At 37.9% G+C, this 14,831-nt stretch carries 17 protein-coding genes and 1 tRNA gene; 7 read left to right on the forward strand and 11 right to left on the reverse strand.

Annotation, left to right across the window (positions count from 1 at the left end; translation table 11 throughout):
• The first annotated feature begins 26 nt into the window (after nt 1–26).
• The 3 genes from ACXAGS_RS13435 to ACXAGS_RS13445 are packed head-to-tail and all read left to right on the forward strand — an operon-like array spanning nt 27 to nt 2,489.
• On the forward strand, nt 27–872 hold the full coding sequence (locus ACXAGS_RS13435; protein WP_474907454.1) for a transketolase: 846 nt from the start codon (nt 27–29) through the stop codon (nt 870–872).
• A gap of 18 nt (nt 873–890) precedes the next feature.
• A complete protein-coding gene (locus ACXAGS_RS13440) occupies nt 891–1,844 on the forward strand; it encodes a transketolase family protein (protein WP_474907456.1) in 954 nt (317 codons plus the stop codon).
• A 57-nt stretch (nt 1,845–1,901) separates the two neighbouring features.
• Nucleotides 1,902–2,489 (forward strand): outer membrane beta-barrel protein, encoded by a 588-nt coding sequence (locus ACXAGS_RS13445; RefSeq protein WP_474907458.1) that lies wholly within the window; start codon nt 1,902–1,904, stop codon nt 2,487–2,489.
• 94 nt (nt 2,490–2,583) lie between these two features.
• Here the strand turns inward: ACXAGS_RS13445 and ACXAGS_RS13450 are convergent, their stop codons facing one another.
• The gene (locus tag ACXAGS_RS13450) at nt 2,584–3,525 is read right to left on the reverse strand and encodes an FKBP-type peptidyl-prolyl cis-trans isomerase (RefSeq protein ID WP_474907459.1); all 942 of its coding nucleotides are present in this window, start codon (nt 3,523–3,525) and stop codon (nt 2,584–2,586) included.
• Between the two features lie 82 nt (nt 3,526–3,607).
• Between ACXAGS_RS13450 and ACXAGS_RS13455 the strand changes: the two genes are divergently transcribed.
• The 3 genes from ACXAGS_RS13455 to ACXAGS_RS13465 are packed head-to-tail and all read left to right on the forward strand — an operon-like array spanning nt 3,608 to nt 5,053.
• A complete protein-coding gene (locus ACXAGS_RS13455; protein WP_474907461.1) occupies nt 3,608–3,979 on the forward strand; it encodes an RNA-binding S4 domain-containing protein in 372 nt (123 codons plus the stop codon).
• Nucleotides 3,966–4,553 carry a methyltransferase domain-containing protein gene (locus ACXAGS_RS13460; RefSeq protein WP_474907462.1) on the forward strand — a complete coding sequence of 196 codons (588 nt, stop codon included), beginning with the start codon at nt 3,966–3,968 and terminating at the stop codon, nt 4,551–4,553. The genes ACXAGS_RS13455 and ACXAGS_RS13460 overlap by 14 nt, the downstream gene beginning before the upstream one ends.
• Before the next feature lie 2 nt (nt 4,554–4,555).
• A complete protein-coding gene (locus ACXAGS_RS13465; protein ID WP_474907464.1) occupies nt 4,556–5,053 on the forward strand; it encodes a phosphoribosyltransferase family protein in 498 nt (165 codons plus the stop codon).
• Here the strand turns inward: ACXAGS_RS13465 and ACXAGS_RS13470 are convergent.
• Nucleotides 5,050–5,562: a shikimate kinase gene (locus tag ACXAGS_RS13470; protein ID WP_474907466.1), complete on the reverse strand. Its 513-nt coding sequence runs from the start codon at nt 5,560–5,562 to the stop codon at nt 5,050–5,052. The genes ACXAGS_RS13465 and ACXAGS_RS13470 overlap by 4 nt on opposite strands.
• Before the next feature lie 120 nt (nt 5,563–5,682).
• Here ACXAGS_RS13470 and ACXAGS_RS13475 point away from each other — a divergent pair.
• A tRNA-Lys gene (locus ACXAGS_RS13475) sits at nt 5,683–5,758 on the forward strand.
• Nucleotides 5,759–6,002: 244 nt separating this feature from the next.
• On the opposite strand, the gene ACXAGS_RS13480 is transcribed toward ACXAGS_RS13475, so the two are convergent.
• The 9 genes from ACXAGS_RS13480 to ACXAGS_RS13520 form a co-directional block, all read right to left on the reverse strand.
• On the reverse strand, nt 6,003–7,280 hold the full coding sequence (locus ACXAGS_RS13480; protein ID WP_474907468.1) for an Nramp family divalent metal transporter: 1,278 nt from the start codon (nt 7,278–7,280) through the stop codon (nt 6,003–6,005).
• Between the two features lie 12 nt (nt 7,281–7,292).
• The gene (locus ACXAGS_RS13485; RefSeq protein ID WP_474907470.1) at nt 7,293–7,958 is read right to left on the reverse strand and encodes a bifunctional 4-hydroxy-2-oxoglutarate aldolase/2-dehydro-3-deoxy-phosphogluconate aldolase; all 666 of its coding nucleotides are present in this window, start codon (nt 7,956–7,958) and stop codon (nt 7,293–7,295) included.
• Between the two features lie 7 nt (nt 7,959–7,965).
• Nucleotides 7,966–9,012 (reverse strand): PfkB family carbohydrate kinase, encoded by a 1,047-nt coding sequence (locus ACXAGS_RS13490; RefSeq protein WP_474907472.1) that lies wholly within the window; start codon nt 9,010–9,012, stop codon nt 7,966–7,968.
• Nucleotides 9,013–9,046: 34 nt separating this feature from the next.
• Nucleotides 9,047–9,802: an SDR family NAD(P)-dependent oxidoreductase gene (locus ACXAGS_RS13495; protein WP_474907473.1), complete on the reverse strand. Its 756-nt coding sequence runs from the start codon at nt 9,800–9,802 to the stop codon at nt 9,047–9,049.
• A 12-nt stretch (nt 9,803–9,814) separates the two neighbouring features.
• A complete protein-coding gene (locus tag ACXAGS_RS13500; protein WP_010519995.1) occupies nt 9,815–10,579 on the reverse strand; it encodes an SDR family NAD(P)-dependent oxidoreductase in 765 nt (254 codons plus the stop codon).
• A 33-nt stretch (nt 10,580–10,612) separates the two neighbouring features.
• Nucleotides 10,613–11,914: an MFS transporter gene (locus ACXAGS_RS13505; RefSeq protein ID WP_474907475.1), complete on the reverse strand. Its 1,302-nt coding sequence runs from the start codon at nt 11,912–11,914 to the stop codon at nt 10,613–10,615.
• 207 nt (nt 11,915–12,121) lie between these two features.
• Nucleotides 12,122–12,823 carry a FadR/GntR family transcriptional regulator gene (locus tag ACXAGS_RS13510; RefSeq protein WP_474907476.1) on the reverse strand — a complete coding sequence of 234 codons (702 nt, stop codon included), beginning with the start codon at nt 12,821–12,823 and terminating at the stop codon, nt 12,122–12,124.
• Between the two features lie 182 nt (nt 12,824–13,005).
• Nucleotides 13,006–13,938, reverse strand: coding sequence for a polysaccharide lyase family 7 protein (locus ACXAGS_RS13515; RefSeq protein ID WP_474907478.1), 933 nt, complete (start codon nt 13,936–13,938; stop codon nt 13,006–13,008).
• A gap of 1 nt (nt 13,939) precedes the next feature.
• A complete protein-coding gene (locus ACXAGS_RS13520; RefSeq protein ID WP_474907480.1) occupies nt 13,940–14,830 on the reverse strand; it encodes a polysaccharide lyase family 7 protein in 891 nt (296 codons plus the stop codon).
• Nucleotide 14,831: the final 1 nt, after the last annotated feature.

Here is a 14,831-nt window from a genome sequence, read left to right on the forward strand (position 1 = left end):
TTTTTGAAGACTTTAAACATGTAACAATGCCTAACACAAAAGAATTACAGGATTTAGTATTCCAAGTAAGAAGAGATATCTTAAGAATGGTACACAAAGTAAACTCTGGCCACCCCGGAGGTTCTCTAGGATGTACGGAATTTTTTGTTGCCTTATACAACGAGGTAATGGAGTTAAAAGATGGGTTTGATATGGATGGTAAAGATGAAGATTTGTTCTTCTTATCCAATGGCCACATTTCTCCTGTTTTTTATAGCGTTTTAGCTAGAAGAGGATACTTTCCTGTAAAAGAGCTAAGTACTTTTAGACTAATTAATTCTAGGTTGCAAGGACACCCTACAACTCATGAAGGTCTACCGGGCATTCGTATTGCATCTGGCTCATTAGGGCAAGGTATGTCTGTTGCTATTGGTGCTGCTGAAGCCAAAAAATTGAACGGGGACAATAAATTGGTTTTTAGTTTACATGGCGATGGTGAACTACAAGAAGGCCAGAACTGGGAAGCAATCATGTATGCGGGCAGTAAAAAGGTAGACAACTTAATTGCTACCATAGACAGAAACGGCCAACAAATAGATGGCCCAACCAGCGAAGTAATGGCGCTAGGAGATATTGGTGAAAAATTCCGTGTATTTGGTTGGGAAGTTATGGAAATTGAAGATGGTAATAATTTAGAACAAGTTATTGCCGGTTTACAAAAAGCTAAAACCTTAAGCGGTAAAGGCAAGCCAGTTTGCATTGTAATGAATACAATGATGGGGAACGGTGTAGATTTTATGATGCACACCCACGCATGGCACGGTAAAGCTCCAAATGACGAACAATTGGCAACGGCATTAGCGCAAAATCCAGAAACTTTAGGGGATTATTAATTTATAGAACACAAGACAATGACAAAATATACAGATCAAGGCAAACAAGATACTAGAAGTGGTTTTGGTGCCGGAATGACGGAACTTGGAAGAACAAACCCTAACGTAGTTACCCTTTGTGCAGACTTAATAGGTTCTTTAAAAATAGACACCTTTATTAAAGAAAATCCAGAACGTTTTTTTCAAGTAGGTATAGCAGAGGCAAATATGATTGGTATGTCTGCAGGACTTACCATTGGTGGTAAAATTCCATTTGCTACTTCTTTTGCAAATTTTGCCACAGGTAGGGTTTATGATCAAATAAGACAGTCTGTAGCTTATTCTGGCAAAAACGTAAAAATATGTGCCAGTCATGCTGGTGTAACTTTAGGAGAAGACGGCGCAACCCACCAAATTTTAGAAGACATTGGTTTAATGAAAATGCTACCGGGCATGACGGTAATTAATCCATGTGATTTTAACCAAACCAAAGCAGCTACTATTGCCATAGCAGAACACCAAGGCCCGGTATACCTGCGTTTTGGAAGACCAAAAGTTGCTAACTTTACCCCAGTAGACCAAAAATTTGAAATTGGTAAGGCGCTAATGTTGAGCGAAGGTTCTGATGTTACCATTTTAGCAACCGGCCATTTGGTTTGGGAAGCATTGATAGCTGCAGAAAACTTAGAAAACCAAGGAATTTCTTGCGAAGTAATAAACATACATACAATTAAACCATTAGATGAGGAAGCAATCATAAAATCTGTTAAAAAAACTGGTTGTGTGGTTACTGCAGAAGAGCATAATTATTTAGGCGGATTAGGAGAAAGTGTTGCTAGAACCCTAGCCATGCAGTTACCTACACCACAAGAGTTTGTTGCTGTTAAAGACTCTTTTGGAGAAAGTGGCACACCAGAACAACTAATGGAGAAATACGGCCTTAACAATAAAGCTATTGAGCAAGCCGTTTTAAATGTGTTGAAAAGAAAATAGGGTTTGGTATCATCCTTGTTAGCTTTTTCATCGTAAATCTATAAACGAAAACACATTATGAAAAAGACACTATTAGTAATTGCGGTTGCCCTATGTGGGTATTTTGGAATGGCACAAGCAGGTTCTGGCTTTGGAATTAAGGCGGGTTTAAATTATAACGGAAACGGAGATTATTTTGATTCAGCAGCACAGGCATATGAAAATCCTGACAAGAATGCAGGATATCATTTTGGTGTTTGGGGAAAATTAGGCAACCGAATATATTTTAGACCTGAGTTAGTATATACCAGCACAACATCGGGTTACGACGAAGGTGATTTAAAAATTAAAAAATTAGATTTACCTGCTCTTGTCGGCTTTAAGATTATTGGGCCACTTCATACCTTTGTTGGCCCATCTTTTCAATATATTTTAGATACTGATTTCGATGGAGTTACGGTTAATGATATTGAAAATGAGTTTACCGTGGGCATGAATATTGGCGCTGGTGTTAACATTGGTAAACTTGGTATTGATTTAAGATACGAAAGAGGTTTTACGGAAAATGAAGTTAACTTCATAAATACCAATTTAACTTCCTTGCAAAATGATAGAGTAGACACACGACCTGATCAACTTATCTTAAGTTTAAGTTTAAAGCTGTAATGCTTCAACCTAAACAAATAACAGAATAGAGAATTAAAAAAGCCCTGCAAACGCAGGGCTTTTTATTTATATAAGCTTTAAATAAACCTTTTGTCTAGAAAGTATCTGGATCCAAGTAATCCGGAACACCGTCATTATTAGAATCGGTCAAGGTTATATTTCCATTTGCATCTATAACTATTTCATCTCTAGTACCGGTTCCGTCCCCATCATCATCAGAATCCCTAAAGTTAGGTGTAGCAGTAGTGAAATTTTGTTGCTCTAAGTCGGCATCCGTATTGTCATCAAACATATAACCATTACCATTTAGGTCTTCCATTAAATTAGGAATACCATCCCTATCTGTATCCGTATCTTCCACAGTTAAACCTATCTCTAAGGTAAATACAAGTGGGGCATAACTGGGAATAGTATTGTTAGATAAAAAGTAAGCCAAACCAGCTGGCATAATTACTATTCCTTTTCCACTATTAGAAATATTGGTAGTACCATCCGGATTATCTACAATACCGTCTGTTGTACCGGTTTTAAATTGTGCGGCACCATTGGCAAAACCTCTTACCGTAAATGGTAATTCTAGCCAGGTAAATTCGTTTGAGGCATCAAATTTTGTTCCGTTCAACAACATACCTTCGTACTTTAATAAAGTAGAATCTGCATAGGTAGGGTTTACTCCACCGCCTTCTACAACTTCTAAATAATATAGTTTATGAGAAACGTCATTCTCCTCTTCTTCTAAGCCAAAATGCGAAGAGGATACGTTTATGTTCACCGTTTGCATTAAATCTGCAAGTGGTGTTTTACCTGCATTATCTCCGGTAAGTTCCTGTATGGTAATTGTAGCATCTGTTGCCCCTCCTTCAAAATCTTCGTAATTGTAGGTGTGCGTAGCTAAATAATCTGCTATTTCAACTTCATTTTCCGCAACTACCTCTGTTAGTGTTTTAACAGGTACCGCAATTACATTTGTATCATCATCATTATTACAGGCAATTACCGTTAAGGCAATCCCTAAAATCAATAATATCCTATTCATTTAAATAGTTTTGGTTATAGGCTGCGCAAGATACGATTTTCCGTTATTTTTGTTCTTTGCCATTAAGAAACTTTAAGGATAAATGCGGATTGACAAATATTTATGGTGTACACGTTATTTTAAAACCCGTAACATAGCAACAAATGCATGTAAAAAAGGGCAAATTAAAATTAATGGTAGCGCGGTTAAACCATCTAGGGAAGTTTATCCTATGGATAATATTGTGGTACGCAAAAACCAAATTGATTATCAATTACAGGTTTTAGACTTACCTGAAAGCCGAGTTGGCGCCAAATTGGTGAATATTTATAGAAAAGATACCACACCGCAAGAAGCGTTTGAACATAATGAGTTGTTACAATACGCAAAAGACCATTACCGCAAAAAAGGTTTGGGAAGACCCACCAAAAAAGACCGTAGGGATATTGACGACTATCTAGATGAATCTGAATAAAGAATTTTGGGAAAATAGGTATAGGGAAGAACGTACTGGTTGGGATGTTGGTACTATATCTACACCGTTAAAGACTTATATAGACCAATTAGAAAACAAACAACTTAAAATTCTAATTCCTGGTGCCGGTTACGGGCATGAAGCCCTTTACTTATTAAATAAAGGCTTTAAGAACGTTACGGTTATAGATTTAGCAGAACAACCCTTACTGCGTTTAAAAAAATCTGGTTTCCCCCCCACCCAATTAAAACAAGGAAATTTCTTTGATTTAGTAGAGGAAGATTATGATTTAATTTTAGAACAGACATTTTTTTGCGCGCTAAATCCAGAACTTAGAAGTCAGTATGTCTCAAAAATGTCTAATTTACTTAAAGATAAGGGTAAATTGGTAGGTCTATTTTTTAATGTGGAATTTGAAAAAGAAGGTCCCCCTTTTGGAGGTAGTAAAATCGAATACGAATTATTATTTAAAGATTTTTTTGATTTAAGGGTTTTAGAAACCGCTTATAATTCTATAAGCCCTAGAGCCAATAAGGAGCTCTTCTTTATCTTTGAAAAACGGAAACAAAACTAAGTATGGAGAATAGAATTTTATCTCACCGTCAAATTCAACGTAAAATTGAACGTATTGCCTATCAAATTTTAGAAGCTAATATTGATGCGCCAGAAATTATTATTGCTGGTATAGAAGGTGGCGGACTTGTTTTTGCAAAAAAAATTATTACCCATCTAAAAAAGATTACAGAAAGTAAAATAATACTCTGTAAGGTTTCCATGGATAAAACCAATCCGTTAAAAAGCGGAGTAACCACATCGCTTAAATTAGAAGAGTACACCAACAAATCTGTTGTTTTGGTAGACGATGTACTTAATTCTGGGTCTACACTTATCTATGGGGTTCACCATTTTATCAAAACCCCTTTAAAACAATTAAAAACTGCCGTATTGGTTAACCGTAACCATAAAAAATTTCCGGTAAAAGCAGATTATAAAGGTATATCCTTATCTACTTCTTTAAATGAACATGTACGTGTAGAATTTGACCAAAAAGAAGAAGCGGTTTATCTAGATTAAACCAATTCTTCTATTTTCGCCACGGTTTCTTCAACGGTCAAGGAATCTGCTATTATGGTATGTTCTGCTTGCTGATAAAACGTATTTCTTTCAAAAAGGTGCTTACCCACAAATTCAGGTAAATCTTCCGCTCCTATTTGCGCCACCAAAGGCCTGGTTGTTTTTTCGTTGGTTAACCTACCCACAATTACCGGTATAGAAAGTTTTATGTAGAACGAGTTGTAGTTAGATTCATTTACCAATTGCATATTATTGCCATAACAGGGAGTTCCTCCTCCAAGGGACAAAACCATATATTTATCTTCTTGTAAAAACCTTTTTAGTACCGCTGTTTCTTTTTTTCTGAAATAAATCTCGCCTTTTTCTGAAAATATTTCAGCAATCGATAAATTTTCTTGCTTTTCTATTTCTTGGTCTAAATCTATGAACACGACGTTGTTTTTAGACGCAAGTTCCTTACCTACAGTAGATTTACCACTAGCCATATATCCTAAAAGGACCACTTTCATAATTTTGAATGATTTTAAAATTCATAAAAAGACAAATTTATTACTATTTCTTCTTGATTAATTAATAATACGTCTTATATTTGCACCCGCTTTAAGGCACTAAGCCATCAAAAAAAGCAAGACCTGATAGCTCAGTTGGTAGAGCATCTCCCTTTTAAGGAGAGGGTCCTGGGTTCGAGCCCCAGTCAGGTCACCACAAAAAACCTTCCAAAATTTTGGAAGGTTTTTTTGTTTGTATTCGCATTTGGACTTCTTTAACCAAACCGCACTTTACACATTATAAGACACCCGCAAATTCCATGTAAAAAGCTTATTTTTTTTATAGACTATCACCCTATTGGAAAAGAGTTTGAGCCAGTTTCTCCAGAGAAAGTTAAAAAAGTATATAAAGACTTTGAACGGCTACGGGGTATTCCGTTAAAATAACCCAACGATCTTCCCTAGATTATGGAAAAGTATTGCGCTAAGGCCACAATACCATTATAAGAAATAACACAGGCAAATAGTAAAGCGGCGCCCATAATTAAATTAAGTGCCCAATGTGGGCGATGTTTAGCCATTACAGCAGTAAAGTTCATTAAGTACAAAATACCAGCAACAACAAGTGGTAGCACAAATACATTAAATACCTGAGATAGTATTTGTACCTCTATTGCATTTGCACCAATGGCAGGCCCTATCAACGCAAATAAGCAAGCTATGGCCGTGATTGTCTTAAACTGTTTGGATTTTGTATCCAATTCGCCCGATTGATAATCTGCCAAAAGAATAGGTGCAATTAACAGACAAGGAAAAATAGAAGATAAACCAGCACTCAACGTACCGAAAAAGAACAAAGTAAGTGCAAATTTGCCCGCAACAGGCTCCAAAACGCCAACCATATCTATTACTGTTTTAACACCCTTACCATCATGGTATAGTGCGCCGCAAGCAACAGCCATGATAGCCGCACTTATAGCAAACACCAAAATTGCAGCAATTATAGCATCTTTTTTTTGTTGAACTCCATTAGTTGCTAAGGACCACCCTTTTCCCTTTATAAATAGTGGTCTAGATAAAAAAGTAGCAGATGCCATAGTGGTGCCTACAAAGGCTGCCACCATCATCTTACCACCTTCTACCTGGGGTATTGAAGGTATTAGTCCTTGTACTACTTCTACGGGTAATGGATGTACAAGAAATAAAGAAAATAAAAAGGAAAACCCCATGATGGTCACAAAAATGACCAAGATTTTTTCAAAAAACGTATACTTCCCTTTTAGCAAAAGCAAGTACATGGTGATAATAATTGCCGCTGCGATGATAAACACCACGTTTACATTGGTAGATTTTACGGCTGGTATATAAATGGCAAGAATCTCCTGAACAATATTGGCGCTAATACCCAATATACCCATGAGCGAATTCCATTGCCCAAAAGAAATACCCACCAACACTAAAAGTGCCATGAGTTTACCATATTTTAAATGCCTTCTAAACGCGAATAACCCTGTTTCTCCAGTGACCAATGCATATTGGCCATAAGCGTAAATAAGAACTCCTGAAAAGAGACAACTAAGGACCAAAACCCAAAGTAATTGCATGCCGTAGGTGCTGCCCGCAACAGTCATAGAAGTTACGCTACCGGTACCAATGGTATACCCAATAGCAAAAATACCCGGCCCGAAACTTAAAATCAGGCCAAGTATCTTCTTAAAAATGGGTGGTAGCGTGTTCAATTTAAACCGATATTATTGTAAAGATTTGATAGTTTCTAAAGTAGAAGCCACCAATTGCTGTAACCCATCGTAATTTTTATTTTCCAAAATAGTTTTAGAGATGAGTTTAGACCCCATACCTACGCAAGTCACCCCAGCATCAAACCAACCTTTTAGATTGTCTTTGTCTGTGCTTACCCCGCCAGTAGGCATTACACTTGTCCACGGTTGTGGACCCTTAATGGCTTTTACAAAGCCAGGACCATAAGTAGAACCTGGGAATAGCTTTACTAGCTCGCACCCCAACTCTTCTGCAGCATTTATTTCTGTTAAGCTACCGCAACCCGGAGACCATAGTACTTTTCTACGGTTACAAACCTTGGCAATATCTTCTCTTAAAGACGGTGTTACTATAAAGTTGGCTCCCATTTGCATAAACAAGCTAGCAGCTGCTGCATCTGTAATGGAACCAACACCCATAATCATTCCCGGAAGTTCTTTAATTGCATATTTGTTCAGCTCTAAAAACACTTCGTAAGCAAAATCACCTCTAGCGGTAAACTCTAACAAACGAGCCCCCCCATCATAACAGGCTTTTAGTACTTTTTTGCCCAATTCTACATCTGGGTGATAGAATAAAGGCACCATCCCGGTGTCCTTCATTGCTTGTATTACTTCAATTCTTGAATACTGTGCCATGCCATTTTTATCTAGCCACCCTTCCGGATGCATCACCACTCATTAATTTTTCTACTTCATCTACCGTAGCCAAATTAGCATCGCCTTTAATAGTGTGCTTTAAGCAAGAAGCAGCTACCGCAAAATTCAAGGCGTTTTGGTCGTCTTCTGGGTATTTTAATAATCCGTAGATTAAACCACCCATAAAAGAATCGCCCCCACCTACACGGTCTACAATGTGTGTAATTTGGTATTCTGGAGATTTGTACATGGTTTTACCATCATACAATACACCTGCCCAAGTGTTATGGCTTGCAGAAAGGGAGCCTCTTAAGGTGGTAATAACTTTCTTAGCACGTGGAAAACGCTTCATCATTTGCTCACAAACCGATAAAAATGCTTCGGCCTTTACATGTTCTCCTTGAGTAGTAATATCTAAACCTTCTGGTTTAATACCAAAATGCTTTTCTGCATCTTCTTCATTCCCCAAAACGATATCGCAATAGGATGTAAGCTCCGCCATTATTTCTTCGCGTTTAGCATCATCACAATACTTCCACAGTTTAGCCCTGTAATTTAAATCGGTAGAGATGGTAACACCCATATCACTAGCTGCTTTTACCGCTTCTAAACAAGCGTCTGCGGCACCTCGGGAAATGGCCGGAGTAATCCCTGTCCAATGAAACCATTCTACGCCTTCAAAAACCGATTTCCAGTCTACCATGCCTTTTTCTATCTCTGCCATAGCAGAATGTGCACGGTCGTACACTACTTTACTGCCTCTAGAAACCGCTCCAGTTTCTAAGAAATAGATACCTAAACGGTCACCGCCGTAAACTATTTTATCGGTACCAACGCCACGCTTACGCATTTCCATAAGGGCGCATTGGCCAATATCATTCTTTGGCAAACGGGTTACAAAATCTACGGGTACGCCATAATTGGCTAAGGATACGGCAACGTTGCTCTCGCCACCGCCATATACCACATCAAAACTGTTGGCTTGTGAAAATCTTAAAAACCCTTGAGGGGCCAAACGGAGCATAATTTCTCCGAAGGTTACTACTTTTTTCATTATTGACTGTTATGCTTTGTTGTTTGTAGAAAGCTTAGCTAAATGCCAAACCTCCGTTTATATCTATATTATTTCCGGTTACGAACGTGGCATCGTCCGTAGCCAAGTAAGCTACTAAATCGGCAACCTCAGTGGCTTGCCCTTCTCTGCGTAAAGGCGTTACCGATGCTACTTTAGAGCGAATTTCATCTTTGGTAAAATCGTCATGAAATTTAGTGCCGATTAAGCCCGGACAAAGCGCATTTACGCGAATACCTTTTGGACCTAATTCTTTGGCCATAGCTCTGGTAAATGTTGTTACAGCTCCTTTAGAAGAACTGTACAAAGCAGAGCCACCACCGCCACCGTCTCTGGCTGCTTGCGAAGAAATATTGATGATAGAAGCTCCTTTTTCCATTAAAGGCTCAAAGGCTTGGGAAACAAATACCGTAGATTTAAAGTTGACGTTCATTACTAAATCGTAAAACTCCTCATCAAACTCTTGTAAAGTCTTGCGAGCAAATAATCCGCCAGCATTGTTCACCAAAATATCTACTTTTTCTCCAAAAGCTTTGGTTACTGCTGCTTTTAGGTGTTGAATATCTTCTAGTTTAGATACGTCTGCTTTTACGGCAATTGCCTTTTTACCCAATGCTTTAATCGCTGCAACGGTTTCATTAGCCCCTTTTTCTGAATTAAGGTAGTTTACCGCCACGTGAGCGCCTTCTTTGGCTAATTTTATAGCGATAGCCCTACCAATATCTCTAGAACCACCGGTTACCACTGCAATTTTTCCTTCTAGCTTACCCATTTTTAAATTTTATTAGATTCCTAATCCTTGTCCACCACCTACTTGGATGGTCTCTGCCGTTAAAAAGGCAGCATTGTCACTCACTAAGAAAGAAACTACAGAAGCTACATCTTCTGGTTGTCCTAATCTACCTAGTAAAATATTATTCTTCCAAGAAGCGAATACTTCTGGTTTGGTTGATTTTATTTGTGTGTGGAATGGGGTATCTATCGTACCTGGAGATACTGCGTTTACACGAATACCATATTCTGCCAAATCTTTGGCCAACGCTCTAGTGATAGCATGTACACCTGCCTTAGATGTTCCATAAATACCTGCACCTGGCCCACCAGCATTCCAACCTGCGATTGACGTATAATTAATGATAGAAGCATTCTCTCCCTTTTTTAAGTAAGGAATTGCTGCTCTAGAAGCAAAGAAGGTAGAATCTAAGTTCAATGCCATAACAAAGCGATAGAAATCCGTAGTCATTTCTTCAAATCTAGAACGACCACCAAGACCACCGGCATTGTTGATAAGTGCATCTATTTTCCCGTACTTATCGCCAATAGCTTTAATATTTTCGTTTACGGCATCTTCTTTGGTAACATCAAAACCATAATATTCTGCTTTGATACCCTCTGCCTCTAATTCTTTTACTCTTTCGGCACCTTTTTCGTCCTCGATACCATTAAGGATAACGGTGTATCCGTCTTGGCCTAACTTTTTGGCTACTTGAAAACCGATACCTCCTGTGGCACCAGTTATTACTGCTACTTTTCCGTTAGAATTGCTCATTTTATGTATTTGTTTTTATTATCTAATTACTATTTATTGTCTAGGTTTTAGTGGTGCAATTTTTGGGCATAAACCCCATACCGCAGCAAGGGCCACAAGTGCTAAGATGCTACCAATAATAAAAGCTGGCGTATAATTACCACCAGTGGTTATAAAGGTTACCAAGAGCGTTAGACCTGCAGCACCCAATTTGGCCGCCATACCGGCAAAACCTGAAAGCGTTCCTACTATTTTACCGCTAAATAAATCACTAGGAAGTGTTTGTATGTTCCCGATAGCCACTTGAAAACCGAACAACAAAACAGCCATAATAATTACTGCATTGGTAGCCGTTCCCGGAGCTTTTAATAGAAAGAAACAAGGTAACATGATTAAACACCCTAACGTTATAACCATTTTCCTGGTCTTGTCTACAGACCAACCTGCTGTTATACGATTCTGTGCTAGTAATCCTCCGGCCCATGCACCTAACATGGCACCAACATAAGGTAACCAGGCAGAGAAAGCGATTTCTTTTACGTTGAGTCCAAATACTTCTGATAGGTAGATGGGAATCCACACGATAAATAACCACCATATGGGGTCTATAGCAGCCGAAGCAATAATTACACCCCAACTTTCTTTATGCTTTAAAAGTTTTCCCGTAGTTGGGTTATAGCCTTCATCATAATTTCCGTCACCGTCCAAATCCTGATTCTTTTGTCCCGTAAGGATATATTCTTTTTCCTCTTCTGATAGCCAGGGATGCTTTTTAGGGGTTCCCTTAACTATAAACAACCAAGGCAACAACCATAAAAGACCTAATAGACCAACCACAATAAAAATAGATTTCCACGATAAAAAATCTGCCAATATTCCTATGATAGGATACGCAACGATCCCCCCAATTGCCGCTCCTGAATTAAAGATTCCCTGGGCAAAAGCACGCTCTTTAGTGGGGAACCATTCTGCATTTGCTTTAGCTGCCCCTGGCCAATTGCCCGCTTCTGCCAATCCTAGAATAGACCTAAAAATGGAAAAGCTATACAAACCTTGTGCTACCGCGTGTAAAATAGTAGCAATGGACCAAACCGCAATGGATAATGCAAAGCCTAAACGCGTGCCAATCCAATCAAAGATTTTACCAAATAAACCTTGACCTGCGGCATAGGATAGTATAAATACCGTAGAAATAGAACCATAAATAGCTTTATGCCCGTCCCCATCCATTTCAGGAAATAATTCTTTTGCAATATCTGGCCATAGTGCTCCAAAAGCCTGCCTATCTATGTAGTTTATGATTGCGGCTAAAGCTACCAATCCTACCACCCACCACCGTAATCCTTTAAATCTCATATTCCTTGTTTTTAAACAATTAAAAGTCTGTCCAGAATGTTACAACTATTTGTCATAACCATCCGGTTTTACATAAAACTTAGACAATATGCGTATTAACGATGCTTGGAACGCACCTTCATATGTGTAGTAAGTTTTACTTCCCTCCTATTTAATAGTCTATAAAGTTGTAGCGTGCAATACAACCTTATGGACATCATACTTTAATTACGTATTGTAACAGTATTGGTACAACGTTTTAAAATGTACCTTCATTTTTTCTCTAGCCAACTGTGGATCTTGCTTTTTTATAGCTTCAAAAATATCCTCGTGCTCTTGTATACCCATAAAAGATTGATCACTATCACAAACATGATATTTCTCAAAATTGGTGATTATCTCAGGGGTTATAATTAACATGAACGTATTCATGGTACTATTTTTACTGGCTTTGGCAATGGCCAAGTGAAATAGTAAATCTTCTTGTACCGCATCTTTACCATTCAACACCTTTTCTTTATAAGCATCCAACGTTTCTCTTATCTTCTGTAAGTCTTCTTCCGTTCTTCTTAAAGATGCCAATTTCACGGTCTTTAGCTCTAATAAAATACGTGTTTCTACCAACGACTTGAAACCAGGGTCTTCCAATTCCAAAATATCTTCCAACATGCCTTTCATGGCAATTTGCCCAATATTGGCTATAAAGGTGCCACTTTGTGGCTTGGATTTCAAAATTCCAAAGAATTCCAATTTTTGTATGGCCTCCCGTACGTTACTCCTGCTAACACCAAATTTTTCAGAAAGCATACGTTCAGAAGGAAGTTTATCTCCTGGCTCTAAATTCTTATAATCTATTAAGTCTCTTAACTTTTCAATGATATCCTTTTGAACCCCTTCATTATCCCCTTTTGTAAGTATTTCCATTCTCATAAGCCATCCGAATTAAAATTGGTTAACCAGATTGGTTTGTTAAAATTACACATTTTAAAACAGCAACAAAACAATAATTCATATTAATTTTTAATTAACCGAAAGCCTTAAAAAGCTGTTGTCCAAAACGTTGTTAAACAACAGCTTAAGACCTCTCTTAACTAAACTAACTCAAACCTATTTTAATGCCTTACCTCCAATGCATAATACTTAACGGTTGCACTGGTATTCTCTTCTTTGCTAGTAAAATAATTACCAGCTTTAAAGTAATTTTCAAATATGCCCCATCTACGCATATGCACATCTTGATATACAAACGTTTCTGAGTTATTTAGGCTTACTTCTAACCTAGCTTCAGTAGCTTTTATTTTTAGACTGAACTTATTCTTACCTACCACTTCAGAAAACTCACGAACAGAATCTGTCCAAGCGGTGATATGGAGAATAGCTTCATCTGATGCCGTAGTATCTTTTAATATTTTGGTGTGAACCCTTATTTTCTCATTTGCCCAATAAATCTTCAATACTGGAGGGGCATTATTATCATCCTCTCCGATTAAATTGCGTTGTTCGTTGCTTAACCTACCATGTATTTGCATTACAATTGTACGGTAAGGTTTGCCATTTGCATCTTCCGAGATTTCTGGAACAGCTAAAGTTCCTTCCATTTCTCCGCCTTCTGCAAATGTCCAATTTGTAGTATTGCTTCCCGGCTCCATTTGTTCTCGCAACTCGGTTCTAGAATAAGAACTATTTGCGGTAGAAGCCCCTGGAAAAGTATAGAATACCAAAGCCCCATCTGTAGAATCATTATACATAAAAGGGAGTAGCCGTTCATCTATAGCATAATCTACAATTTCGGGAGGCGCAACCTCTAATGGTTTTCCGTTTTCTTTGGCCACGGGCAAAGTAACCTTCCAATTGTTCAAATCAATATTTGGCAGCTTATAAGTTGCTTCATCAACCGTAGGTTCTGGATTGCTAACAGCTAAACCATCATCTGTTGTTACAACTTCTTCCTGTGTGTTTGCCGTATCCTTACCACAAGCACTTGCTAGTAAAAAAGTAACAACCGATTGTATAATAAGCATCCTAAATGTAATAAACCATTTCATACTAATGCGTAACTTTTAACTTGTAATATTTAACCTTGGCAAAAGCCCCATCGTCTCTAGTTTGTAAGTAATTGCCTGCCTTGAAGTAATTTTCAAAAATTCCCCATTTTCTAATATTGACATCGTCATACACAAAAAATTCATTCTGGTTTAGGGATACTACCATCTTACCATCGGAGACGTTTACTTCCAATCTAAACTTATCAAAATTTACTTTTTCTTCAAAGTTGCGGCCTTCATCGTCTCCCCAAACACTCTCGTGTAAAAGTGCATCTCCATTAAGTCCTTTAATCTTTAATACTTTGGTCTTAACACGAATTTTTCCGTTATCCCAATAAATTTTTAAAATAGGGGGCGCGTTATTATCCTTTTGACCAATTTTGTCTCTTTGTTCATTGGTTAATCTACCATGTATCTGCATGATGATTACCTTATGATATTTACCATCTGAGCCTTTGGAAACCGCATCCATTTTTAGTGTACCACTTAAAGTGCCACCTTCTGCAAAGGTCCAATTCACATTATTTTTACCGGGTTCCATTTGCTCCCGTAATTCTGACCTTGAGTATTTGGTATTAGCTGTTGTTTGCATAGGCACGGCATGGAAAACAATAGATCCATCCGTAGAGTCCGTATACATAAAAGGCTTTAGCTTGGCTATAGTATCATAAGCCTTAATTTCTGGCGAGGTTACCTCATCTGGTTTACCTGAAGGAATAGTAACTTTCCAATGTGATAAATCAATTTTCGGCAAACGATACCTTTTCTTCTTTTTATCTTTTTTTATTTCCTTGACTAAGCGATTGTTGGAAACCATACTATTGTCTTGAGCTGTACCCAATTGACAAAGCGTAAAAGAAAAAAGACTAAGTATGAATGCCGAAAATTTCATG

The organism is Croceivirga sp. ABH4_376, from assembly GCF_056160685.1.